The following is a 23770-nucleotide window of genomic DNA, read 5'->3' as shown; positions in this document are numbered from 1 at the left end:
AATTTATTTTTGTATAAAGGATTAAAATGAAAAGGAATCAACTAAACATTCTTCTGGCTGATGATCACAAAATTTTAAGGCAGGGGTTAAAAAAAATATTAGATGAAAGTTTCCGCGACACACATTACGGCGAAGCAGCAAACAGTGATGATGTAATGAGAATTTTAGATGAATATAAATGGGATATCGCCATTCTCGATCTAAATATGCCGGGCAAAAGTGGTTTAGAAATATTAAAAGATTTAAAAGCTTTAAGACCCGAAATTCCTGTTCTAGTATTAAGTATGTATCCCGAAGAACAATTTGCACTCCGAGTTATTAAATCCGGTGCGGCTGGTTATCTAACCAAAGACAGCGCACCGGAAGAACTTGTTAATGCAGTAGATAAAATTCTTGAAGGCAGGAAATTTATCACACAATCACTTGCAGAACTTTTAGCTTCAGAGATAAAAAAACCAGGTGTTGAGTATCCTCATCAACTACTCTCAGACCGCGAATATGAAATTTTTCTTATGATTGCCGGCGGCAAAACCGTCTCTCAAATTGCTGATGAGCTTTCACTAAGTTCAAAAACTGTCAGCACACATCGGGCACACATCCTCCAAAAAACAAAACTTAAAAACAATGCGGATATCTCCCTTTATGCTATCAGGCACAAATTAGTGGAGTAAAAGATGAGTGATAATAAATTTCTTCGGTATAATCTTATCATCCTTTAACAAATCATTCAGAGCATAGTCTTTCCAACCGAATATTTATTCTGATTAAAGGTAAACGGCATATTATTTGACATCAGTAGTTGGTTCTCTATCTAATTGTTGGTTTAGATACAAATGAAGCCAACAATTAATTGCAATTATTGAACAAATATTATTAAAAAGAATGGAAAATATAGATTTATACTACGCATTATTTAAGAAATTGATTTATGACAGCATTATTTTATCTAAATAATAAAGTAAAATTTACCGAAGAGGAAATTTTGAAAGCAAATCTTACAATTAGGGCGTATCAAAGTGCAGTTAGTCAAATCAATGTGGAAGGAAAGTAATAATGAGTAAAATATTAATTATTGAGGATGATGCGCTTACAAGAGAATTTTATAAATGTTTATTCAAACGGACCGATATTGAAGCGTTTATACTTGATGATGGAGATGAAGCAATTCAAATCCTCTCAAACGAAGAGATAAAACTTATTTTAATGGATATAAATTTGAATAACACTTTTCTAAATACCGTTAAAATGGATGGGATTAAACTTTCACGTCATATAAAGACTTCGATGAATGGTATCAGTTCGATACCCATTTTGCTTGTTACTGCATATTCAATTTTGCCAACACAAGAGAATTTCATAAATCAAAGCATGGCACAAGGCATTATCAGTAAACCAATTTTAGATCATAATGAATTTATAAATAAAATCAAAACGATGATGTTAAAATGAATTTCCCCCGATATGAACTCTATATTTTAAACTGATGTTTTTAGATTCTTCTTACGTATCTATCGAGTGCTCATAATAGAGCTAAAAAGTGTAAAAATAATTCCAATCGTTTCTAAAAAAAGTATTTCTTCTAAGCAAAACCACCCGATCCGAGTTTTATTTTTTGAATCTCCTCCGTTCGTAATAGTCAATTGTAATGCATTTCCTTCGGTGATCGAGATAAAATTATGCGGATAGTCACATTAAACCCTGACTATTTCAAGAGTAACATTTTTCACTTTTTTTTAGAAGTACTTAAACACTAATTTCGTAATATAAAAACAGATTTAATGATTAAATCGCCTAACGCAAATCTGTGAAACTTTCGAGGTTTGTCTAAAAATGAAGTTGAAATAATAGGAACATCTTAACTATTTCAGTGACAATGCCATCAAAAGCTTATATCGAATATGCGGAACATAAATGATAAAATTAATTTTAAGTTGAAAAGACGGAGATATAAATGAACACGCTAAAAACAGTTTTCTTAATGACACTGATCATGGTGCTTTTCTTGTTTCCGGGCTATTTGCTAGGCGGAAGAACAGGAATGACGATTGCACTGATATTTTCATTAGTAATGAATTTCGGTTCCTATTGGTTTTCTGATAAAATAGTGCTGAAGATGTACCGCGCGCAGCAAGTGACGAAAGAGAATGCGCCAAAGTTTTATAATCTTGTTGAGGAGTTGTCCCAAAAGGCTTCACTCCCAATGCCGAAAGTTTATATTATTAACGATCAAACGCCTAATGCATTTGCAACAGGCAGAAATCCACAGAACGCAGCAGTCGCTGCAACTACCGGAATTTTGCAAGGGTTAAATAATGAAGAACTTGGCGGAGTGATAGCGCACGAATTATCGCACATAAAAAATAGAGACATACTTACCGGCACTATCGCAGCAACTTTAGTTGGAACGATTACATACCTGGCGCAAATGGCTGGATGGGCAGCAATGTTCTCCGGCGGAAGAAGCAATGATGATGAGCGAGGGGGTGGCATCAGTTCTTTAGTTTTGATGATATTAGCACCAATTGCTGCAACACTTATTCAGCTCGCCATTTCGAGAAGCAGGGAATTTGCTGCCGATGAAGGCGCTGCAAACATTACCGGAAACCCACTTAGTCTTGCTTCTGCACTCGGGAAAATTTCCCGTGTGAACCAAATTAAAGCAGTTGATCATGTAAATCCATCAACTGCGCACATGTTTATTGTAAATCCTCTTAAAGGTGGTGGGTTAGCAAAATTGTTTTCAACACACCCTCCGGTGGAAGAAAGAATAAAAAGATTGCAGGAAATTAGTTCAGGCAGAAGATAATTGTTTACTATCTTTCAAACGAAGGAAATTAAAATTTAAGAATGATAATATTTAAAGACAGACAAAAAATCAGAATCGCACGAATACCTCTTGTATTCATCCTCCTGCTTTTTTTCTCCATTTCGTCTTTTGCACAGAGTAAAACTAATCTGGAAATTTTTTATTCATTCACCGATTCAATTTCCAATAAAATTTCTGAAAATTTTGATGGAGAATTCAAAGAAGTTAAAACCAAATTCAATCTGGGCGAAGAATATTATATTTTTTCTAATCAAATAACTTCTTCGCTGCAGAAAAAAGGATTAACAATTCTGCCTGAAAGTTCACCATCTAATTGCACATTGATTAATCTTGTCATTGATCAAACTAAAGTTGAATATGGAGAAATTTTTCGGGACGGGATGTTTGGTGAATTAAAACTTGAACGAAAATTAAGACTGAGCGGAAATTATACTTTGTCAGGGAAAAGCATAAAATTTTTCCCATTTTCATTTTCATCTGCCGACACAATTGCAGTTGGAACGATTAAGGATTTAGAGTCAGAGTCATTCCCATTTACGAAAGGCAATATTCCATCCGAACCATTTTTATCAAGTTTTATTGAACCGGTAATAGTAATTACGACCGCAGCAGTTTCGGTCATTTTATTTTTTACAATCAGAAGCAAGTAGGAATAATTACCTTTGAAGCCGCTCGTATTTTCTTTATAATTGTTTACTAATTTCAAACTAATTTTTACCCGATGAAATCTATTTATTTATTTTCGATATTATTTGCAGCCTTATTTGCTGCAGGCTGTTCTTCACTTCAGGACACAACCAATCTAACTTCAGAAGAAAAATTTGCTTATGCAATGAGCTTATTTAATGATGAAGATTATGAAGAAGCAGTAAACGAATTTCAGGCGATTATTTTACAATATCCAGGAAGTTCAATCATTGATGACGCACAGTTTTATCTCGGTGAAACAAGATTCCGCCGCGAGGAATTTATACTTGCCGCTTACGAATACAGTAAATTGATTTCGAACATGCCTGCAAGCGAATTTGTAAAGAATGCACAGTTCGCTCTTGCTGAATGCTATTACAGTCTCTCCCCAAATTACTCACTCGATCAGCGTTATACAACAAAAGCCATCGAAGAGTATCAAGCTTTTATTGACTTCTTCCCCCTTGATGAAAGAGTGAATTCAGCAGATCAAAAAATTAAAGAATTAAATGAAAAACTTGCCTTGAAAGAATTTAATAATGCTGAGATCTACTCAAAGATGGACTATTCAAATGCAGCAATTTATTATTACAATAATGTGCTTGAGATTTTTCACGATACAAAGTATGCACCGCTTGCAAGTTATAAAAAAATTCTACTGTTGATTGATAGAGAAAGAAATAGCGAAGCATTAACCGAAATAAACCGCTTCCTCCAAAAATATCCGGTAGATGAAAATTACGCTGAAGTTGAAAAATTAAAATCATCTATTGAAACAGAATTATCCGCTTCAAAATGAGTGCTGCTCCTAAAAAAGTCAGCGAGTCAACAATAGTAATGACAGAACTTGTTCTGCCGCACAACACAAATCAGCTTGGTAATTTGTTAGGTGGGCAGTTGATGCACTGGATTGATATTTGTGCGGCACTATCAGCCTCTAAACATAGTCACCGTGTTTGTGTAACTGCTTCGGTAGATAGAATTGATTTTCATCATCCAATAAAATTGGCAAATGCAGTGACGCTGATTGGTTCGGTCAATCGGGTTTTTAACACTTCGATGGAGGTGGGTGTAAAAGTCTTCTCGGAATCTTTTCTTGAAGGAAAGAGAGTTCATACAAACACAGCTTATCTCACCTTTGTAAGTTTAGATGAAAATGGTAATCCGGTCAAAGCGAATGAAGTGATACCTGAAACTGAAGATGAAAAAAGAAGATATGAGGAAGCCCTTCAAAGAAGAGATGCGCGACTTAAAGAGAGATCTGTTAAACCTTAAATTTATTTTTCTGCCGCTGATAATTTCGGTGGAACTTTCTGCTCAAATTCCTATTAATGGTTTCTGTAAATATTCTCACCAAAAAATTTCCGCCGGTTTTTCTTCCAGCTTTACATTAAATTTTAATGACGATGCCTATGCGGATTTTATTTTGTTTAACCCGGCTTCACAAAAAGTTCTTTCTTTAGAAGGACAGGTTGGGGGAAAAACTGTGGTAAACGGTGAATTTAATATTCCTACCTCAATCTCAAATCTTCAACCTGTCTTTAACAATAAACGTAGAGTACTTGGTTATTTTTATACTTCAAGATTAAACCGTGAAGTCGGAATTTTGAACTTTAATAAAATTGGCAAACCTGAAATTGCAACAAAGATAAAACTAAATTCTTACCCCGAGCATATAAACAGCTTCACTAATTTTGCCGGCAGAACGGAATTACTGGTTTGCGGTGCTTCTTTTGACGGACTTTCAATATTCAAATTTGAAAATAATGAACTCTTGCAAAACAATGTAGTTCAAGGAAGCACATACAGTACTGCAGTGTTGATAGATATTAGTAATGACGGCTATGCCGATATAGCTGCTTTCAACCTTTTAGAAAATCGAATTGAAATTTTTTATAATAATGGTTTCAATCACTACAGGTTTGTTCGTTCCTTTAATGTTAAGAGTGATGTTAAATCTCTTAGTAAATTTGATTTTAGTTTTGATGGATACCAGGATTTAATCTACTCAACCAAAAATTCAATCGAAATAATTTATGGTGATTTTGCCTCCAAATATGATAAGCGGATTTCGATTCGAACTACCCTCGATGTTGATGAATTTATATACGGCGATTTTAACAAAGATGGTTATTTCGATTTTGCTTATTTAAATATTAAATCGGGCACAGTGAGTTTTATTTTTGGTAAATCAGAAAACAGATTCTACCAGGAAATTCCTTATCTTCAGCGAAAAGGAATAAAAACCATTTTGCCTTTTTACAGCAAGTTTATCAATGGAATCACAGCGGTGAATGAAGATGGCGAGTTTTATTCTATTACTAATCTTAATAGTTTTTCGGACGATGTTTCGATCCTGCCGGCAATAAAACCATCAAAAATAAATTACTTCGATAAAGAAAATGATGGAATAATTGATTTCAGTTTTATTGAAGAATACACAAACACTTTGAACTTAATTGTCAGAGACCCGGAAGGAATTCCAACGTTTTTTTACAGCTACCCCCTTTCCGGCGAGCACAATAATATTTTAGTGGCTGATAATTATGCACAAGAGAAATCGTTTTATTTCTTCTCAATCAACAAACGATTGATTGAAATTTTAGATATCAATTTTGAGGATAATAAATTCGAGCGCACTGAAATCTATTCGCCCGGAATTATAAAAGATATTAAGATTAAGCAGAGAAAATCGGATGATAAAAAATCAGCGGTTGTTTTAGCATTCACAAAAGAGCAACTGCTGGAGTTTGGCTTTTATGAATATCGTGATTTCAGGTATTTGTTTACAAGCTACCCATTATTTTCTGTGAATGCTCTAACAGCAAATATTTCTTTTACCAACAACGAGGATCTGTACTATTGGCTGGAAGAAGACGCTAAATATAAATTATATCAATATAAAATTTCAAAGGATAACTCCTCTCCCAAAAAATTGATTGAGATTAGTGCTGATAATATTAAACCTGTCGGAACTTTTAGCGGTGACCTTTTGAATAAATTTTCTGCCTCTTCTATCAGTTTGTTCAATAACGAGAAAAAGAATTTTGCCGTAGTTACTTCAGGAGATAATGCAAATGTGCTGGAGAATAATTTCGACCTAAAAGATTTTAGGATAACTGACAGGAATCAATTATTTTTTGGGGAGATGAGATTTAATGGTCTGAATTATCTCTTTGTTTATCTTCCTGAAAAAAAATCTTTAAAGAGGATTTCTTTCATTAAGGAGGGAACTCAAATTTTAACAACTAACATTGCTTTCGCCGAACACTTAACTTCTTATTTTATTAAAAATTTAGATTCAAAAAGATATCACCTTGTTTATACCGATCAAGTTGATGGCTGCATAAAAATTAAGAGATTGTAAAATGAAAAATGTTTTAATGACGTTAACCATATTTCTAATTGCTCAACAGATTGCCTCTGCTCAACAGTTGACTTCCTCTCAGCTTGATTCTATATTCAATACAATGATCAAACTGCACAACCCTGTTGCCAGCGAATCACCTTTATCGGATAGCCTTTCCTATCCAGAGAATAAATGCGGCTTTGGATTAGTAAACTCAATAAAAGAGAACCTGAATCTGTTTACAGCCGAGCAGCAAAGAACACTAAAAGTACTTTTGGATAGACCACTAAAATCAGACAGCTTGATAACACCGGGAGGCTTCTTCATAATACATTATAACGCTTCGGGTGCAGACGCTCCCACTTATGATGTAAACGAATTGGCAGCAGCACTCGATTCAAGTTACAATTTTGAAATAAACTATCTCGGATATCCACCCCCTCCTGATGATAATAACGCCGGCGGCGATAATCACTACGATGTTTACATTTCTGATATAAGCGCTTACGGATTTACAACCTTCGAATTCACGGGAAATGCAAACACCGGACCGTCATTCATTACAATTGACGATGATTTTGGCAGCGGTTTTTTTACTCATGGCATCGAGGCTGCAAAAGTCACTGCAGCTCACGAGTTTCATCATTCTATTCAAGCCGGGAATTATATTTTCCGCATCGAGGATCTTTTCTTTTATGAATTAACTTCTACTTCGATGGAAGAATTTGTTTACGATGACGTGAATGATTATTACGGTTACATGAAAAACTACTTTGACAATACTTTTGTTTCTCTGGCGAATCAAAATGGCTACAACCTTGCTATCTGGAATGTTTTCCTTCAAAATAATTTTGGATTTGATATTATTAAACGACAATGGGAGTTAATGCCGTCCAAGCGAGCAATTGATGCTATCAACACAAGCATCGAAGAAGAAGGACAATCTTTCCCATTTGCCCTTAATCAATTTGGGATCTGGACATACTTTACAGATTATAGAACTTCAGAGGGAAGATTTTTTGAAGAAGCAGAAAATTATCCTTTGATAAAACCTTTAACTACCACCGTTTTCTCTCCCCCAAGTAAAGAGGTTGATATTAACTCGAAGCCCACAGCTAATAATTTTATAAGATTCGTAAATAGTGCTGACAGTGATACTCTGACTGCATTATTAACCAATGGTGATTACATTAATGGAATTAATAACACAAATGGAAATTTTCCATTTCAATATATTTTATTCAATGACTCGTCAAGTGGCAGCAGAGCATTAACCGAAAATTATTCGGCTGATTTTATTGTTTCCAATGAAGCTGTGTGGTCTGGTGCTGAAATACTTAACAACCAAATTATCGGTGTTGACAGCATCTCGCCGAACGGAAATAATATTGATTATGCATTCCCAAATCCATTTAAATATGATCAAATTGCAAATTCAGTTTATATTCCGGTTCCATCTGGAACTTTGCTGGAAGTGGATTTAAATATCTATTCAATTTCAATGAACCTGATCTATAATTCTTCGGGCTTAAGGATTATTAATAAAGATATTATTGATGAAATTGGAAATAAAGTTTATAAAAGAGTTGTGCAATGGGATGGTCTTGATAACGACGGCAACAGACTTCCAACCGGCATTTATATCTACGTTACTAAAATGAATGATGAAATTGTGAAAGGCAAGCTGGTAATTTTTAATGAGTAATTATTCTGTTGCTGCTGCATCACTTAACAAAACTTTTGGCAGAAGACTTATCTTTAACGATTTGAATTTTGAGTTTTCATCAAACGGCATTTATGGTATTGCCGGAGCAAACGGCTCGGGTAAATCTACTCTTGTGAAAATTATAGCAGGAATTATTTCGCCATCGAAAGGAAAGATTATTCATAAAATTGATTCGGATGAAATAGCCGAGATTAAACTTTATAATCACATTGGTTTCGTTTCACCCTACCTAATTCTTTATGAGGAATTTTCTGCGTGGGAAAACATAAATTTGTTTTCAAGTATTCGCGGAATACAATTCGATAAGGAAAAAACTGAATACTTATTAAATCACTTTTTAATCTTTGACCGAAAAGATGACCTTGTAAAAACCTACTCTTCAGGTATGAAGCAAAGATTGAAATTTGTTTTTGCACTTGTTCACTCGCCGCAATTAATAATTCTGGATGAACCGACTTCAAATCTTGATGAAGAAGGAAAAAATTCCGTTTACCACATAATTGAACAGGAAGGAAAGAACGGGATTGTAATTGTAGCCTCGAATGAAAAATCAGATTTAAGCTTTTGTACCAGCATTATACAGCTTGAATTATTCAAAAGAAATAATTTAATATGATAGCACAAGCATATTCATTATTTAGAAAAGATCTCAACTCTGAATTGCGAACGCGTTATGCAGTCAATGCACTTGCTATGTTTATCATCGTTGCAATAAGTGTAATTCTTTTTTCAATAGGTGATGAAAAAATTACTCCCGAACTGACAGGGGGATTATTCTGGGTGATAATTTTCTTTACTGCCATGTCAGGCCTTTCACGGGCATTTGTTTCTGAAGAAGAAAGAGGCACTACGCTCGCGCTTCAACTTGTGGCATCACCGTCAACAATTTTTACAGGCAAGTTAATCTTTAATACAATTTTAGTTTTCTGCATGAATATTGTGATCGCTTTACTATATTCAACACTTTTTGAAGCATTTGTTTTAGAAAATTTTGTCCTGTTTTTATACTCATTTATACTAGGCAATATTGGATTAGCGGTTTCTTCAACTATAATCGCAGCAATAATTGCAAAAGCCGGAGCAAAAGGGACATTGTATCCTGTTCTATCTTTCCCGATATTACTGCCGCTGATTTTGACTTCTGTACGTTTAACAATTTTTTCAATGGATGGCATAAGCTTTGAAAGAGCTAAGTTTGAACTTGCAATTGTTCTCAGTTATGATGTAATTATGACAACTGCATCTTATATGTTATTCGAGTTTATCTGGAAAGATTAAGTTTTCTAATTAAAAATAAAGAATGAAAAATATGATCTGGAAAATATTTCTACTTTTACTTTTAGCATTTGTCTCAATTGCAGGAATTGCATTTCCCATTGTTGAGAATCCAAGCAAGTGGTACGAATTTCCTTACATTCCCGGGCTGGAAGAAAATGCGAAGATTATTTTCTTTCATGTTCCAACTGCATGGCTGACTGTGATTGCATTTTTAATGTCAACAATTTTTAGCTTCAAATATCTTCGTAAAAAAAATCTTGACGACGATGTAAAATCTTATGCCGCAGCACAACTTGGGATGATCTTTTGTATTCTGGCAACAGTCACCGGTGCGGTTTGGGCAAAATTTGCGTGGGGAACTTATTGGAATTGGGATCCAAGGCAAACAAGTATTTTTGCTCTGCTGCTTATTTATGGAGCGTGGTTTGCTCTTCGTTCTTCAATTGAATCAGAAGAGAAACGCGCAACTTTATCGGCAGTTTATTCAATTATTGCTTTTGTTACTGTCCCCTTCTTCATTTTTATTATGCCGAGAATAATGAAAGGACTTCACCCCGGTTCGGCTGATGATACTACTTCCGGTCCGGTTGTAAATTTTAGAATGAACTCCAATATGCTTTTGATTTTCTTTTTGTCGCTGGCAGGTTTTACAATTTTATATTTCTGGATGTGGAAGATTGGTTACCGTACTTTGCTTCATAAAGAAAAACTTGATAAACAGTTAATAAAGTGAGATGACAAATTGAATAGTTTTTATATTTTTTTACAGGATAATGCAATTGCTGTAGTTGCTGTTATAGTTCTGCTTTTATGGATTGAAGTTTTCTTTTATGTCAGCACTCTTGACAGCAGATTAAAAAAAGTTGAAAAGGATGATAAAGTAAAAACATCATCTAAAAATATTTTCTTTCAGTTAGCCGGATTAACAATCATAGCAGGTGCAATTTTATATTACTTATCATTAGGAACAGTTTTTTTTGAAAGCGATAAAGTTGAAATTATAAATAGTCAATCTGAAATTTCATTCATCGGCACACTTGAAAAAAGAAGTATTGCAACCACTAATGACACAACTTATTTCAGTCTTACCGATCAAAATGAAAATAGTCTTGATGTTATTTACACAAAGAAATTGCCGGTAGATTTTTCTAACAGCAAAACAATTGTACTAACTGGAAATATCTCGAATCAAACTCTTATTTGTGATTCGATATTCATTGCAAAAAATGCAATCTACACTGTAATGGTAATCGTATTAATTGTTTGGGCAGGAATTGTTCTCTTTCTTTATTCAATAGACAAAAAAACAAAATTATTTGAAAAACAAACCAAAGGATAAACAAAATGAAAAATAAATATATATTCGGTGGAGCAATAATTGTGCTCTTCCTTGGATTAATGGGATACTTGCTTACTCAAAGCAACATCAATTACGAAAGTAATTTCAAAAATGTAATGGCTTCGGATAAAACATTCAAGGCAACCGGAAGCTGGGTAAAAGAGAAAAGCTATGAAATCAATAAAGAGCAGCGAACATTCTCTTTTTATATGGTTGACGAGAACGGAAACGAAATGAAAATTGTTTACGACGGTACAATCCCGAATAACTTTGAAAGTGCAATAAGTGTGGTAGTAACCGGTCAGTATAAAGATGGTTACTTTCATGCAAAAGATATTTTGACAAAGTGCCCGAGCAAATATGAAGGACAAGAAGTTCAAACTTCAACAATGTAATGATTCGAAAAAAAAATATTCGAGGTAAAAAATGATCGGTAGTATAGTACTTACGCTCGCTCTTGCGAGTAGTGTTATAGCAATGGTAATGTTCTACTTGAATTTTCGCGGCTATACCAACACACTTAATTACGGCAGAATAGCATATCACACAATGACGATGCTTGTCATTACGGCATCAACCATTCTTTGGTATCTGCTGCTCACTCATCAATATCAATATCACTATGTTTTCAGCTACAGCAACAACAGTTTAAATACCGGTTTTCTTGTCTCTTCATTTTGGGGCGGGCAGGAAGGCAGTTTTATGTTGTGGCTGCTATTAACTTCGATTGTCGGAGTTGTGCTGCAATCTTATTCTTCAAAACGGGGTGATCTTGAACCGAGAGTGATGGCAGTTTTCACTTTAGCTACTACTTTCCTCTTGATAATGGTTTCGCCTTGGTTCAAAAATCCTTTTGAGTTTATATGGGCAACACCGGTATTTATTGATGCAAAAAGCATCAGCGCTCAGTTTCTAAATGCACCGTTCATGCAAAATTTTATTTTCACAGATCCTAATTCGCAAACAACTTTCGTTAAGATGAGTGAAGATCTTTATAATGTATTAAGTGCTTCCGGCATTGCCGTTAACGATGTTGTTATCAATGGCAAAGGATTAAATCCGCAGCTTCTTAATTTCTGGATGCAGATTCACCCGCCTACATTATTTACGGGATTCTCGATGGCAACTGTTCCCTTTGCTTTTGCAATGGCGGCGATGATGAAAAATGATTATCGTGATTGGGTGCGGCAGGCTTTTCCGTGGGTGCTCGCAGGAACAGGTATTCTTGGATTGGGAATAATGATGGGCGGCTATTGGGCTTACGAAATGTTAGGATGGGGCGGCTACTGGGCTTGGGATCCTGTGGAAAATTCAAGCCTTATTCCATTTCTTGTCGGTACAGCTTCAATTCATACTCTGCTTGTGCAAAGAAAAAGTCAGGCTAAAGGAGGTATCGGACGATATGCGCGTACTAATATCATTCTCTCTTTGATGACTTACGTTTTAGTTTTGTACAGCACATTTTTGACTCGAAGCGGAATCCTCGGTGATGCTTCGGTTCATTCTTTCGTTGATCCTGGAATGCTGGTTTATTTATTCCTTGTAATATTTATCGGATCATTTATCCTGCTTGGATTCGGGATGTTGCTGTTCAGATGGAAATATCTTGGCGAGCATGTTCAAATTGAAGAAGGTTTACTTTCGAGAGAGCTTGCATTATTTACTTCGGCAGTTGTTTTGTGTGCTTCAGCTACTATCGTTTTAGTTGGAACTTCAGCACCGATTTGGGGAAGCGCTGTTGATACTTTTTTCTACAATGAAATGCATGTCCCGATTGCTATCATTATTGGGTTATTAAACGGACTTAGTTTGCTGATAAAATGGAAAGACACAAAAAGTCAGGAAATACTTAAGAAGTCAGCACTCTCTGCAGGAGGGGCGGTTCTCTTCACAATTTTAGTTGCTGCACTTGGCGCTGTTAATGATCTGATGATGATAGTTTTAACATTAACAACAGCCTTCGCCCTGTTTGTAAATCTGGAGATTGCCATCAAGATAGTTAAAGGTAATATGAAGATGCTCGGAGCTTATGTTGCTCATATCGGCATTGCATTATTTATACTTGGTGTAATTGGCTCGGCTTCTTTTAGTGAAGAAGTTGATGTTGACCTTATAAAGAATGAAACTAAATCCGCTTTTGGTTTTGATATGACATTCACCGGTTATTCCCCGATTGAGAATAATACAAAATATGCTTTCAACATTAATTTGAAAAACGGCAGCAGTGACTATTCGGTTGCTCCTGTAATGTACATCAGCGATTTTAATAATGGACTTATGCGTGAACCGGATATTCTTTCACTTCTTACAAAAGATATTTATATATCCCCCTCGGTTACGATGAAGGAAGAGGTGAAAATTCTGAAGGTCAATCGCTTTCACTTGAGCTTGGTTCACAGTCAAACTTCGACGATGCAACAATATTGTATCAAAGTTTCATAAAACCGGATATGTCTGCAATGACTACGGGCGGCTCTATAAAAATGGGTGCTGTTATAACTGTACAAAAAGATGGAAAGACTTACACTGACTCCACAGTAATGCAAGGCACTACGGGTAACTTTGATTTTATTGCTGCTCAGTTTAATGATGCAAATTTAAAAGTTCAGGTTCAGAAAATTGATCCGACAACAAAGCAGGCTGTGTTTATTGTTTCCAATATTGTCAACAAAACTCAAGTAACAACTCAACCAAAGGAAGTACTAACAGTTACTGCAAGTATTAAACCTTTCATCAGTTTTGTTTGGATTGGTGTATTGGTAATGTTTATCGGTTTTTTTGTTTCGGTTGCAAGAAGATTAAAAGAATCTTTGATTGGTTAAATTTATTTTAGGGCTGGCATGCTTCAAAAAAATGTCAGCTCTTATTGTTTTTCGATTTTCAATTTCATTTTTCTCTTCGCTTAACTTCCTTATATTTCAAATAAATTTTTTAATCATACATGAGTTGTATTATGAAACTGCTCAACAATATTGTTTTTAAAAGTTCGCTGCTATTTATATCAATTTTTTCGCTCGCAACAATTCCAACCATACCTGATGAAGGAATGTACCCGCTTAGCGAAATCAGTAAGCTTGATCTTAATTCTGCAGGACTTAAAATAAATGTTGATGAAGTTTATAACCCTAATGGAGTAAGTCTCATTGATGCGCTTGTACGAATTGGCGGTTGCACAGGCTCGTTCGTTTCGGAAGATGGTTTGATACTTACCAATCATCATTGCTCTTTTGGTTCAGTGCAAAAAGTAAGTACAGTTGAAAATAATTATCTTGAAAATGGATTGATCGCCAGAACTCGCGAAGAAGAAATTCCCGCAACCGGATTGACCTGCCGCATTACAGTTTCGTATGAAGATGTTAGTTCGAGAATTCTTTCCGCAGCAAATAGTGCCAATGATTTTACCGAAAGAATAAATGCAATCTCCGCAGCAATCAAACAGATCGTTTTGGAAGAGGAGAAAAAAGATTCGACGATCAAAGCCGAAGTTTCCGAAATGTTTGCGGGACAATCTTATGTTTTGTTTCGTTATAAAACTATTAATGATATTCGTTTGGTTTATGTGCCCCCCCGTGCTATTGGCGAGTTTGGCGGTGAATCGGATAACTGGGTTTGGCCAAGACACACCGGCGATTTTTCTTTTCTTCGTGCTTATGTTGCCCCCGATGGCTCTCCTGCAACTTTTTCAAAAGATAACGTGCCTTATCATCCTAAAAAATATTTGAATGTAAATCCTAATGGAGTTGATGAAAATGACTTCGTATTTATACTTGATTATCCCGGCAGAACTTTCAAAAACCAACCTGCGCAATTTTTAGTCTATCAGCAGAAATATCAACTGCCGTACATTCAAAATCTTTTTAGCTGGATGATAAATATGTACACTGAGGCGGGGAAAAATAATCCGACGCTTGAATTGGAATTATCGTCTCGCATAAAGGGGTTGGCAAACACTGAAAAAAATTTTAGAGGTAAGTTAGTCGGGCTCGAGCGGCTAAATCTTGTTGATAAAAAATTGAAAGAAGAAGAGCAGCTTCAATCATTCATTAATTCGAGCGCAGAATTAAAACAAAAATATGGCGATGTGCTTCCCGAAATTAAAAAGGTTTACGAAAAATCCTTTGATAATGGAATGAAACCGTTGTTTCTCAGTATGCTTTCAAGAAATGTGACTGCTTATAATCTTGCAAGAATTCTTTATGAATTTCGAAATGAAATTCAGAAGCCGGAAGCTGAAAGAAAAAAAGTTTATACTTCCGAAGGCAGACAGCAATTGTTGAATTCAATAAATAATACTTTTAAACAGTTTCTTCCGGAGCTTGATAAAAAAGTGATGAAGAAGATGTTTTCCGATGCAGTCAATTATACAGAGATTTCATTTGGCTTGCTAAATGAATTCAGGCAAAGTGAAGATGCTGATGTAAAGCTTTCAGAATACTTTGATAAAGTTTACGGCGAATCTGTTTTGTTGGCTAAAGAAAATTTTATCTCGATGTTTGATAAATCGCTTGATGAATTAAATAACATTGATGATCCCTTGATAAAACTTGCTGAACAAATTGAACCTATGAAAGCTGAAGAAGATTTTAAAGCTTCAGCGCGCGAGGGCGAGTTGAATGTTCTGCTTGCAAAATTTCTTGAAGTAAAAAAATTGTGGCTTAATAAAAATTTTATCCCTGATGCAAACGGAACTTTGCGATTAACTTATGGTTATGTGCGAGGCTACTCCCCTGCTGATGCTACTTACTTTTCGCCAATAACGACTTTGAAAGGTGTAATCGAGAAAGGAAGAAGTTATGGCGACTATAAACTTCCGCAGAGTGTGAGCGAACTTTATAACAAAAAAGATTTTGGAGATTTTGTTGAAGAAGATTTAGGGCAGGTTCCCGTAGCTATACTTTATAACACAGACACAAGCGGCGGCAACTCCGGCAGCCCCGTGCTTGATGCCAACGGCGAATTAGTTGCCTTAAATTTCGACAGATGTTTTGAAGCGACGATAAATGATTATGCATGGAGTGAAGATTACAGCCGCTCAATTGGTGTGGATATTCGATATGTACTTTGGGTGACACAGAAAATCGGCGGTGCAGATTTTTTGCTCGAGGAGATGGGGATAGATTAAGTGAAAGATAGAAATATAGATTGACGATCTTTATGGTTAATCAAAAATAAAATTTATGCAACAGCCCTCTTTTGATAATTGGACAATTATGTTTTTAGTCTTTGCGCTGATTGGACTAATCGTAGGTGCAATTATTTTTTTAACTAAAAAAAATTTAAAACACATAAGAGTTTATCTGTCGCTTGTTTTAATTCTCTTTTCTTTAACTTTAATAGATTACGTTTTATACTGGACAAGGTATAACATCTACTTTCCGCATTTTTTAGGGATTGTTCAACTTTTTTATTTTTTATATGGACCACTACTGTTTTTATACATCGAACAGCTTGAGGGTGCTAAACGCAAGTATAAGTATGTTTATCATTTTATTCCTTTTTTAATATTTTTTCTTTTATCAATTCCGCTCTTCATGCTTTCTTCCAATTCAAAAAGTGAAATTATGAAATCAGGGCATGTACCTATTTTGTATTTAGGTTATGTTTTAAAAGCTATTCCCTGGATCAGCATTATTCATTTATTATTCTACGGCTTTATTATTTTGACTAAGGCAAAAGTATTTGCAGAGTTTAAACTTATTAAAAGGTGGGTGTTATTTCTTTCCTTCGCCACGTTCGGAATTGCTATTTCGTATTTGAGCTACATGGTTCTTGATGAATTTAATCTTATTAAACTTGAATGGGATTATGCTATTTCTTTTGTTATGTCTCTTTTCATTTTAATAATTACTATCCTTGGATTGATACAGCCTGATATTTTTAACGATACTCTTCCTGCTGATCAAGGCAGTCATGAAAAAATTCCGTTTAAGAAGTATAAAAATTCTCCAATAGATGAAAAATCGGGGAAAAAAATTGCCGAAAAAATTAATCAAAGTATGCTTCAGGGTAATCTTTGGCGGGACGGTGAATTAAGATTGGAGCAGCTTGCAAAAATTGTTGATCTACCAAAGCACTACTTGTCTCAGATAATCAATGAGCAATTTAAAATGAATTATTTTGAATTCATCAATCATTATCGGATTGAAGAAGCAAAAACAATTTTGAAAAGAATGGTAAAAAATTAACTGCAATCGAAGTTGGTTATCAAGTCGGTTTCAACAACAAAGTTTCATTTAATAAAGCTTTCAAATCATTTACAGGTATGACTCGCTTGAGTATAAAAAATCAATTGTAAATTCTGAGGCTGTACAAACATAACCTTCCTATCTATTTCCGGCTATTCGATGGTAAACATTTAGTAAAATAGTAAAAAAAGATCAGTCAAAAAGTAAACCTTTATCGGACTTAACTCTTTAGTTAATGTTTCAATTTATTTTTGAGTCAAAAAAAAATAAAGGTGTTGTAATGAAAAAATCTCTTCTTCTAATTCTTTTTGTTTTAACCTCAAGCGTAAATCTTTATTCTCAAAACGGCTGGACACAAATCACCGATACAAATAATCCCGTTGTTACTGATTCATTCCCAAGAGGCTATCCCGGCACAGCGTGGATTGATTTTGATAACGATGGAATCCTGGACTTATTTGCAAATAACGATTATCTCTACAAAGGGTTGGCTGATGGAAACTTTATTCCGAATCTATCCTTTAAAGGTCAAACCTCACCCCTGGTTCCGCCAAATGGTGTAATAGGAAGCGGAAGCAGTTGGGCGGATTACGACAATGATGGCGACCTTGATATGTTTATCGCAAGCGGTAAATCTTTTTTATTCAGAAATGATGGGGGCGGAATTTTCACGAAAATAACTTCCGGCGCTATTGCTGATAGTATTGGCAATCGAGGCTGGACGTGCACCTGGGGAGATTATGATAATGATGGTAATGTAGATCTACTAATTGTACATCCAGCAGGTTTCGTACCTGGAGGATCAATACCGAATGTTCTTTTTCACAATGATGGACCTCCAAATTATACTTTTACCAAAGTGACTGGATACGAATTCGTTACACTGCTTGCTCCTTATACGGTTGCAACCTGGTCAGATTATGATACGGATGGTGATATAGATTTATTTATTGGAAGTGGTCCAGCTGGTGTTGCAGCTAAAGATTATTTATATAAAAATTTATTAATAGATAATGGAGTTGTTGATTTTGAACGAATCACTTCAGCACCATTGGGCACCGATCTTCAGGATGGACAAGTTTATAACTGGATTGACTATGACAACGATGGTGATCTTGATGCTTTTTTAACAAATTATACTGGTGCACAAAACAGACTTTATAAAAATGATAACGGGTTTTTTACAAACGTTGCAGGCAACTTGGCACTGCCAGGCGTAAGCTGTCTGGCTAATAGTTGGGGTGATTTTGACAACGATGGTTTTTTAGATGTTGTAATTACAAGTGAAGGGCAAACGTACTACTTTAAAAATAATGGTGATGGAACTTTTGAAAACCAGGCTACCGTATTTACACAGGCAGCATTTGAGCGTGGTGTAACGATTGGCGATTATGAAAATGATGGTGACCTGGATATTCATATTTCGGGGTTAACTCCAGGTAGAGGAATCTTTAGAAATGATAATGCAAATGGAAATCATTGGTTGATATTAAAACTAATTGGTGAAGAATCAAATAAATCTGCAATTGGAACGAGGATAAAATTAAAATCAATGATAGGTGGAACTCCAATGTGGCAGCAGAGAGATGTTTCAGCACAGAATAGTTTTAATGGTCAAAATAGTCTTGATGTCCATTTTGGATTAAGTGATGCTGCAATAATTGATTCATTAATAATTCTCTGGCCCAGCGGAAATATTGACATGATAACTAATCTTCCGGTTGATCAGTATAAAACAATAACTGAGGGAGATTTTACTGGCGTTGATGAAAGCGGAAATGTAGTTCCGGGGGTTTTTTATTTAGATCAAAACTACCCAAATCCTTTTAATCCAAGTACAAAGATTAGTTGGCAGTCACCTATAGGCATTCATCAAACATTAAAAGTATATGATGTTCTTGGAAAGGAGATAGCCACATTAGTTGATGAATTTAGATCAGCAGGAAATCTTTCGATTGAATTTGATTCGAGTAAACTCGTATCAGGGATTTATTTTTATCAATTAAAAATTGCTGGATTTGTACAGACTCGTAAAATGATTTTGCTAAAATAGTATTAAATGCTGGATCAGCAGATTAACGGATTAAGGTCTAACTTACTCCCTTGGTTCGTAATTAAGGAGTTGTGCTGAACGATTAAAGTTTTGAATTTAAATCAATTCTGTTTAGCTCAGTGTTTAGGAGTTTTCCGTTATTTTATTTTGTAAGAAATGAGATGCCGGAAAATTTTTTAATAAATTAAGTCTCCAGAAATCAGACTGCGTAAATCTTAAGTGAATACACAAATGTGAAACGGTAAATGTCAAACGTCAGATGAAAAACATGAATGAAAAGGCGGGTCGGCAACAGCTCGATTTTTTTATGATCTGGTTTGTGAAATAAATTTTTCCGCTTCAGTCAGCTTTTTGATGCTTCCCAAATCATAAAAGTATTTCGAGTTAGTTAGTAATCCTTTAATCGTTTTTGCCCTGCTAACCTGAATATAAAAATTAACTAATGAAAATTTATTATCTCCTGGAAAGAAATCAAAAATTGCTGGTTCAAGAATTTGTATTCCACAAAATGCAAATTGTTGGAAAGGAGTTATTTTTTGTCTGCTAATTTTTTTCTCGTTTGTCTTTTGGTTTTGCCAGCCGCAAAGATTCATTTCATCATCAAAAAGAAATTGCCGCGAACTTTTACGTTTCATCACAGCAAGTGTGGCTATTGAATTATTTTTTTTATGTGAATTTAATAATTCGTTTAAATTTAAATCAGTCAGTACATCAACATTGTGAAGCAGAAAAGGTTCTGCATCATCGAAAAACGACACTGCTTTTTTCAAACCTCCTCCCGTATCGAGCAGTTCATCTGATTCATCGGAGATAGAAATATTTAATCCAAAATATTTTTTCTGCTCAAGAAATTTTTTTATTTGTTCAGCAAAGTGATGAACATTTATTATTATTTCATCAAAACCTGCGAGTGATATTTTTTTAATTGTTCTTTCAAGCAAAGTAATTCCATTCAATGGAATCAAGGCTTTTGGAATTGTGTTAGTCAGAGGTCTTAATCTTGTGCCTAAACCTGCAGCGAGAATCATTGCTTTCATTGTCGAAGCCAGTTATTCATTTCGGTGTGCTGCAATTCAATTTTGATATTGAATTTTTCAATCAAATGTTTGGCAAGTACTTCCGCACAAAAAACTGAGCGATGCTGCCCGCCAGTGCATCCAAAGCTAACTAACAAATTTGTGTAATTATTTTTAAGATAGTTATTCACAGCCCCGTCAATTATGCTGCAAACATTATTTGTAAATTCTAAAGCATCTGTTTGAGAAAGAAGAAACTCAATTACAGGTTGATCTTTACCTGTTAGTTTCTTAAACTCATCATACCTTCCGGGATTATGAAGCATCCGGCAATCGAAAACAAAACCACCACCATTGCCTGCATCGTCTTTCGGTATGCCTTTTCTGTATGAAAAACTTTTAATTCTTACAGTTAAGTTTCCGCTTGTTTGCATTGATCCGGTAATACTTTTCAATTTCTCCGATTAAATAATTTGAATAAATGCTTTTTGTAATTCAGACAATTCGAGTGGAAAATTCTGATTAATTATTTCTTCAAGATTTTTGATTGCGAATGGGATACTTTTCAGGAAGTGCTCTTTCTTTTCAAAATATCCTCTGAAACCGTAAGCGCCCATCGCCTGTAAAATTCTTATTAAAGCAAATCCTTTGTAAAATTTTCTAAATTCAATTTCATCGACCGGGAAATATGTTTTGAGTTCGTTCAAATAAAAATTCAGAAGTTCTTCGCGCAATTCAAAAGGAATATTGGCTTTTGAATCAAGCAGCAGCGATGCAACATCGTACTGTAAAGCTCCCTTCCTACCACCTTGATAATCAATAAAATAGAGTTCGTCATTTTTAATCATAATATTTCTTGATTGGAAATCACGGTATAGAAAAAAATTATTTTTTGCTCCCGATAAAAAAAATGAAAGCAAATCAAAATCATCTTCAAGCGCCTGTTCAGCAAAATTTATGTTTGCAAGTTTTAGGAAATAATATTTGAAATAGTTCAAGTCCCACATCATTGACTGCTTATCGAAATCTGCTCGCGGATAGCAAATTGAAAAATCAATTTTGTCTTTCGCTTCAATCTGAAATTTTAGTAAATGCTTCAGTGCTGTTTGATATTTGTCTATCAGCGATTGCGGAAATAAATTATCCAATCTTTTTTCCTCAACGAGTTGAAACAATGATTTATCTCCAAGATCCTCAAGCAAGTAAATGTTATCACTTAATTTTTCAGAGTAGATTTTCGGAACATTCAGCCCAAGGGTAGTAAAAGATTTTGTAAATGAAATGAAGGCTAAGTTTTCTTTTAAATTATTATTGAGCACGCCAATCGCAGATAAACCTTTCCCGCTCAATCGGAAATATTTTCTATCAGAACCCGACCGCGGCAGAGGAATTACGCTTTCGGGTAGAACTCCAAGTCGTTCTAAAAAAAGTTTAATTAGGCTTTCTTCTATCGTTTTCATATTAAATTAAATTGAGAAAAAATATCAGTTGTTTGAATTTCTTAAAAAAAAGCCAATTTTCATAAGAAATTATAATCATAGTCAGCCTCGGTTCGTTTATGAAAGAAAGATTTTAAAGAAAAACATTGCTCTTATGGTTGACTTATCAAGGCAATTTTGTTACATTTGTCACCTAATTTTTAAGAATCAGAGGAAATAATGTTCGCAGTCGTAGATATACTAGGTCAACAGTTCAAAGTTGAGGAAAACAAAAAATATTACGTTCCGAAATTGAAAGAAGAAACAGATACGAATGTTGTATTTGATAACATTCTTCTTTACTCAGACGACGAAGGAACAAAAGTAGGAAACCCAAAAGTTTCCGGAGTAAAAGTTGTCGCTCGTGTACTCCAACATCTTAAAGACGATAAAGTAATTGTCTTTAAGAAAAAAAGAAGGACGGGGTACGATAAAAAGAACGGGCACAGACAGCAGTTAACAAGAATTGAAGTAACAAAGATCGGTTAAAATAGGAGATTAAATAATGGCTCATAAAAAAGGTCAAGGCTCAACAAGAAACGGAAGAGACAGCAACGCACAGCGGCTCGGCGTTAAAAGATTTGGCGGCGAACAAGTGCTTGCAGGAAATATTTTAGTTCGTCAGCGCGGAACGAAATTTCATCCAGGCACAAACGTTATGAAAGGCGGCGACGATACTTTATTTGCAACTGTGAATGGAGTAGTAAAATTTGAAACTAAACGCGGCGATAGACAATTCATCAGCGTACATCCTGTTAACTAAAATTTAATAGGTTTTGAAATGAAAAACCCGATTCAGAAATGGATCGGGTTTTTTATATCGAAATTTTATTTAAATCAGAATCCCAATCGCTCCATATCAACAACAAGATTTTTCACCGCGGTAATTGAGTTATCCAATTGTGCTTTCTCTTCTGTATTAAGTTCAAACTCTACAATTTTTTCAACGCCGTTTGAACCAAGCACTGCCGGAACACCAACGTAATAGCCGGTGCATCCAAATTCGCCATTTAAATAAGCACAAACCGGAAGCACTCGTTTTTCGTCATAGATAATTGATTCTGCCATTGAGATTGCTGATGAAGCGGGGGAGTAAAAAGCTGAACCGGTCTTTAAAAGTTTTACAACTTCGCCGCCGGCAGCTTTGGTTCTTTCAACCATTGCTTTCATTATTTCAGCAGCTTTGGTTTTATCTTTATATTTTCTTTCGAGCAATTCCATTGCAGGGATGCCATTTACATTTGCATATCGTACAATCGGAACCATCGTATCGCCGTGTCCGCCAAGTACCATTGCGTTTACATCTTTTACAGATACGCCAAGTTCCCACGCGATAAATGTAGCAAAGCGTGACGAATCAAGCACACCGGCTTGTCCGATAACTTTATTCGCAGCAAAGCCCGTGATTTTTTTAAATAGAGTAACCATTGCATCAAGGGGGTTGGAAATAATTATTGCAATTGAATTTGGTGCATACTGCTTTACATTTTCTGCAACGCTTTTCATAATTTTTGCGTTAGTAACAAGCAAGTCATCTCTGCTCATTCCGGGTTTACGCGGCAGTCCTGCAGTGATGATAACAATATCAGAACCTTCAATGTCTTTATAATTGTTTGTGCCTTTAACATTCACGTCAAAGCCGTCAATTCTTGAAGCTTCGACAACATCGAGGCATTTACCTTGCGGCATGTCTTCGACAATATCGAATAGAACGACATCACCAAGCTGTCTTGTTGCAATTAACTGAGTGAGAACTCCGCCGATTTGTCCTCCACCTATCAAAGATATTTTTTTGCGTGACATAATTTCTCCTGTATTTCTTAAATAATAAT

Annotated in this window: 20 protein-coding genes and 2 pseudogenes; 19 read left to right on the top strand and 3 right to left on the bottom strand. The window is 35.1% G+C overall.

Going from position 1 to position 23770, the window contains the following annotated elements:
- The first annotated feature begins 26 nt into the window (after positions 1–26).
- The 17 genes and pseudogenes from IPH11_15010 to IPH11_14930 all read left to right on the top strand — a co-directional run bounded on the left by IPH11_15010 (position 27) and on the right by IPH11_14930 (position 19444).
- The gene (locus IPH11_15010; GenBank protein MBK6914891.1) at positions 27–671 is read left to right on the top strand and encodes a response regulator transcription factor; all 645 of its coding nucleotides are present in this window, start codon (positions 27–29) and stop codon (positions 669–671) included.
- A gap of 382 nt (positions 672–1053) precedes the next feature.
- A complete protein-coding gene (locus tag IPH11_15005) occupies positions 1054–1449 on the top strand; it encodes a response regulator (protein ID MBK6914890.1) in 396 nt (131 codons plus the stop codon).
- Positions 1450–1951: 502 nt separating this feature from the next.
- Positions 1952–2806, top strand: coding sequence for a zinc metalloprotease HtpX (gene htpX / locus IPH11_15000; GenBank protein MBK6914889.1), 855 nt, complete (start codon positions 1952–1954; stop codon positions 2804–2806).
- A gap of 41 nt (positions 2807–2847) precedes the next feature.
- A complete protein-coding gene (locus IPH11_14995; GenBank protein ID MBK6914888.1) occupies positions 2848–3477 on the top strand; it encodes a hypothetical protein in 630 nt (209 codons plus the stop codon).
- Positions 3478–3548: 71 nt separating this feature from the next.
- Positions 3549–4313: an outer membrane protein assembly factor BamD gene (gene bamD / locus IPH11_14990; GenBank protein MBK6914887.1), complete on the top strand. Its 765-nt coding sequence runs from the start codon at positions 3549–3551 to the stop codon at positions 4311–4313.
- A complete protein-coding gene (locus IPH11_14985) occupies positions 4310–4789 on the top strand; it encodes an acyl-CoA thioesterase (GenBank protein MBK6914886.1) in 480 nt (159 codons plus the stop codon). Before bamD ends, IPH11_14985 begins: the two co-directional genes overlap by 4 nt.
- Positions 4716–6881, top strand: coding sequence for a VCBS repeat-containing protein (locus IPH11_14980; protein MBK6914885.1), 2166 nt, complete (start codon positions 4716–4718; stop codon positions 6879–6881). Before IPH11_14985 ends, IPH11_14980 begins: the two co-directional genes overlap by 74 nt.
- Before the next feature lies 1 nt (position 6882).
- Complete coding sequence (locus IPH11_14975) at positions 6883–8568, top strand: hypothetical protein (GenBank protein ID MBK6914884.1); 1686 nt, start codon at positions 6883–6885, stop codon at positions 8566–8568.
- Positions 8561–9205, top strand: a complete 645-nt coding sequence (locus tag IPH11_14970) for an ABC transporter ATP-binding protein (protein MBK6914883.1) — start codon at positions 8561–8563, stop codon at positions 9203–9205. The genes IPH11_14975 and IPH11_14970 overlap by 8 nt, the downstream gene beginning before the upstream one ends.
- Complete coding sequence (locus IPH11_14965; protein MBK6914882.1) at positions 9202–9867, top strand: heme exporter protein CcmB; 666 nt, start codon at positions 9202–9204, stop codon at positions 9865–9867. Before IPH11_14970 ends, IPH11_14965 begins: the two co-directional genes overlap by 4 nt.
- 31 nt (positions 9868–9898) lie before the next feature.
- Positions 9899–10600, top strand: a complete 702-nt coding sequence (gene ccsA / locus IPH11_14960) for a cytochrome c biogenesis protein CcsA (GenBank protein MBK6914881.1) — start codon at positions 9899–9901, stop codon at positions 10598–10600.
- Positions 10601–10609: 9 nt separating this feature from the next.
- Positions 10610–11206, top strand: coding sequence for a cytochrome c maturation protein CcmE (locus tag IPH11_14955; GenBank protein MBK6914880.1), 597 nt, complete (start codon positions 10610–10612; stop codon positions 11204–11206).
- 5 nt (positions 11207–11211) lie between these two features.
- Positions 11212–11601: a cytochrome c maturation protein CcmE gene (locus tag IPH11_14950; protein MBK6914879.1), complete on the top strand. Its 390-nt coding sequence runs from the start codon at positions 11212–11214 to the stop codon at positions 11599–11601.
- Between the two features lie 31 nt (positions 11602–11632).
- Positions 11633–14028 (top strand): annotated as a pseudogene (gene ccsA, locus IPH11_14945) (cytochrome c biogenesis protein CcsA).
- Positions 14029–14159: 131 nt separating this feature from the next.
- Entirely contained in the window at positions 14160–16328 is a 2169-nt protein-coding gene (locus IPH11_14940; GenBank protein MBK6914878.1) for a S46 family peptidase, read from the top strand.
- A 55-nt stretch (positions 16329–16383) separates the two neighbouring features.
- Positions 16384–17391, top strand: coding sequence for a hypothetical protein (locus IPH11_14935; GenBank protein MBK6914877.1), 1008 nt, complete (start codon positions 16384–16386; stop codon positions 17389–17391).
- Positions 17392–17671: 280 nt separating this feature from the next.
- The gene (locus tag IPH11_14930; protein MBK6914876.1) at positions 17672–19444 is read left to right on the top strand and encodes a VCBS repeat-containing protein; all 1773 of its coding nucleotides are present in this window, start codon (positions 17672–17674) and stop codon (positions 19442–19444) included.
- Positions 19445–19749: 305 nt separating this feature from the next.
- Here the strand turns inward: IPH11_14930 and IPH11_14925 are convergent, their stop codons facing one another.
- Together IPH11_14925 and IPH11_14920 are read right to left on the bottom strand one after the other, a co-directional pair.
- The gene (locus tag IPH11_14925) at positions 19750–20481 is read right to left on the bottom strand and encodes a nucleotidyltransferase family protein (GenBank protein ID MBK6914875.1); all 732 of its coding nucleotides are present in this window, start codon (positions 20479–20481) and stop codon (positions 19750–19752) included.
- A pseudogene (locus tag IPH11_14920) lies at positions 20478–21920 on the bottom strand (phosphotransferase). The gene IPH11_14925 and the pseudogene IPH11_14920 overlap by 4 nt, the downstream one beginning before the upstream one ends.
- A 198-nt stretch (positions 21921–22118) precedes the next feature.
- On the opposite strand from IPH11_14920, the gene rplU reads away from it, so the two are divergent.
- Entirely contained in the window at positions 22119–22427 is a 309-nt protein-coding gene (gene rplU, locus IPH11_14915; GenBank protein MBK6914874.1) for a 50S ribosomal protein L21, read from the top strand.
- 16 nt (positions 22428–22443) lie between these two features.
- Positions 22444–22701 carry a 50S ribosomal protein L27 gene (gene rpmA / locus IPH11_14910; protein ID MBK6914873.1) on the top strand — a complete coding sequence of 86 codons (258 nt, stop codon included), beginning with the start codon at positions 22444–22446 and terminating at the stop codon, positions 22699–22701.
- A 74-nt stretch (positions 22702–22775) separates the two neighbouring features.
- Here the strand turns inward: rpmA and mdh are convergent, their stop codons facing one another.
- A complete protein-coding gene (mdh, locus tag IPH11_14905; GenBank protein MBK6914872.1) occupies positions 22776–23741 on the bottom strand; it encodes a malate dehydrogenase in 966 nt (321 codons plus the stop codon).
- Between the last annotated feature and the right edge of the window lie 29 nt (positions 23742–23770).

It is taken from the genome of Ignavibacteriales bacterium, from assembly GCA_016709155.1.
Taxonomy (GTDB): Bacteria; Bacteroidota; Ignavibacteria; order Ignavibacteriales; family Ignavibacteriaceae; genus JADJEI01.
This window is presented reverse-complemented; position numbering and strand designations above follow the sequence as displayed.

Coding starts and splice junctions, on each gene's coding strand:
- rplU (MBK6914874.1), top strand. CDS start 22,119: ATGTTCGCAGTCGTAGATATACTAGGTCAACAGTTCAAAGTTGAGGAA.
- IPH11_14980 (MBK6914885.1), top strand. CDS start 4,716: ATGAAAAAAGAAGATATGAGGAAGCCCTTCAAAGAAGAGATGCGCGAC.
- IPH11_14925 (MBK6914875.1), bottom strand. CDS start 20,481: ATGAAAGCAATGATTCTCGCTGCAGGTTTAGGCACAAGATTAAGACCT.
- rpmA (MBK6914873.1), top strand. CDS start 22,444: ATGGCTCATAAAAAAGGTCAAGGCTCAACAAGAAACGGAAGAGACAGC.
- bamD (MBK6914887.1), top strand. CDS start 3,549: ATGAAATCTATTTATTTATTTTCGATATTATTTGCAGCCTTATTTGCT.
- IPH11_15005 (MBK6914890.1), top strand. CDS start 1,054: ATGAGTAAAATATTAATTATTGAGGATGATGCGCTTACAAGAGAATTT.
- IPH11_14940 (MBK6914878.1), top strand. CDS start 14,160: ATGAAACTGCTCAACAATATTGTTTTTAAAAGTTCGCTGCTATTTATA.
- IPH11_14970 (MBK6914883.1), top strand. CDS start 8,561: ATGAGTAATTATTCTGTTGCTGCTGCATCACTTAACAAAACTTTTGGC.
- IPH11_14995 (MBK6914888.1), top strand. CDS start 2,848: ATGATAATATTTAAAGACAGACAAAAAATCAGAATCGCACGAATACCT.
- htpX (MBK6914889.1), top strand. CDS start 1,952: ATGAACACGCTAAAAACAGTTTTCTTAATGACACTGATCATGGTGCTT.
- IPH11_14935 (MBK6914877.1), top strand. CDS start 16,384: ATGCAACAGCCCTCTTTTGATAATTGGACAATTATGTTTTTAGTCTTT.
- IPH11_14930 (MBK6914876.1), top strand. CDS start 17,672: ATGAAAAAATCTCTTCTTCTAATTCTTTTTGTTTTAACCTCAAGCGTA.
- mdh (MBK6914872.1), bottom strand. CDS start 23,741: ATGTCACGCAAAAAAATATCTTTGATAGGTGGAGGACAAATCGGCGGA.
- IPH11_15010 (MBK6914891.1), top strand. CDS start 27: ATGAAAAGGAATCAACTAAACATTCTTCTGGCTGATGATCACAAAATT.
- IPH11_14985 (MBK6914886.1), top strand. CDS start 4,310: ATGAGTGCTGCTCCTAAAAAAGTCAGCGAGTCAACAATAGTAATGACA.
- IPH11_14975 (MBK6914884.1), top strand. CDS start 6,883: ATGAAAAATGTTTTAATGACGTTAACCATATTTCTAATTGCTCAACAG.
- ccsA (MBK6914881.1), top strand. CDS start 9,899: ATGATCTGGAAAATATTTCTACTTTTACTTTTAGCATTTGTCTCAATT.
- IPH11_14950 (MBK6914879.1), top strand. CDS start 11,212: ATGAAAAATAAATATATATTCGGTGGAGCAATAATTGTGCTCTTCCTT.
- IPH11_14965 (MBK6914882.1), top strand. CDS start 9,202: ATGATAGCACAAGCATATTCATTATTTAGAAAAGATCTCAACTCTGAA.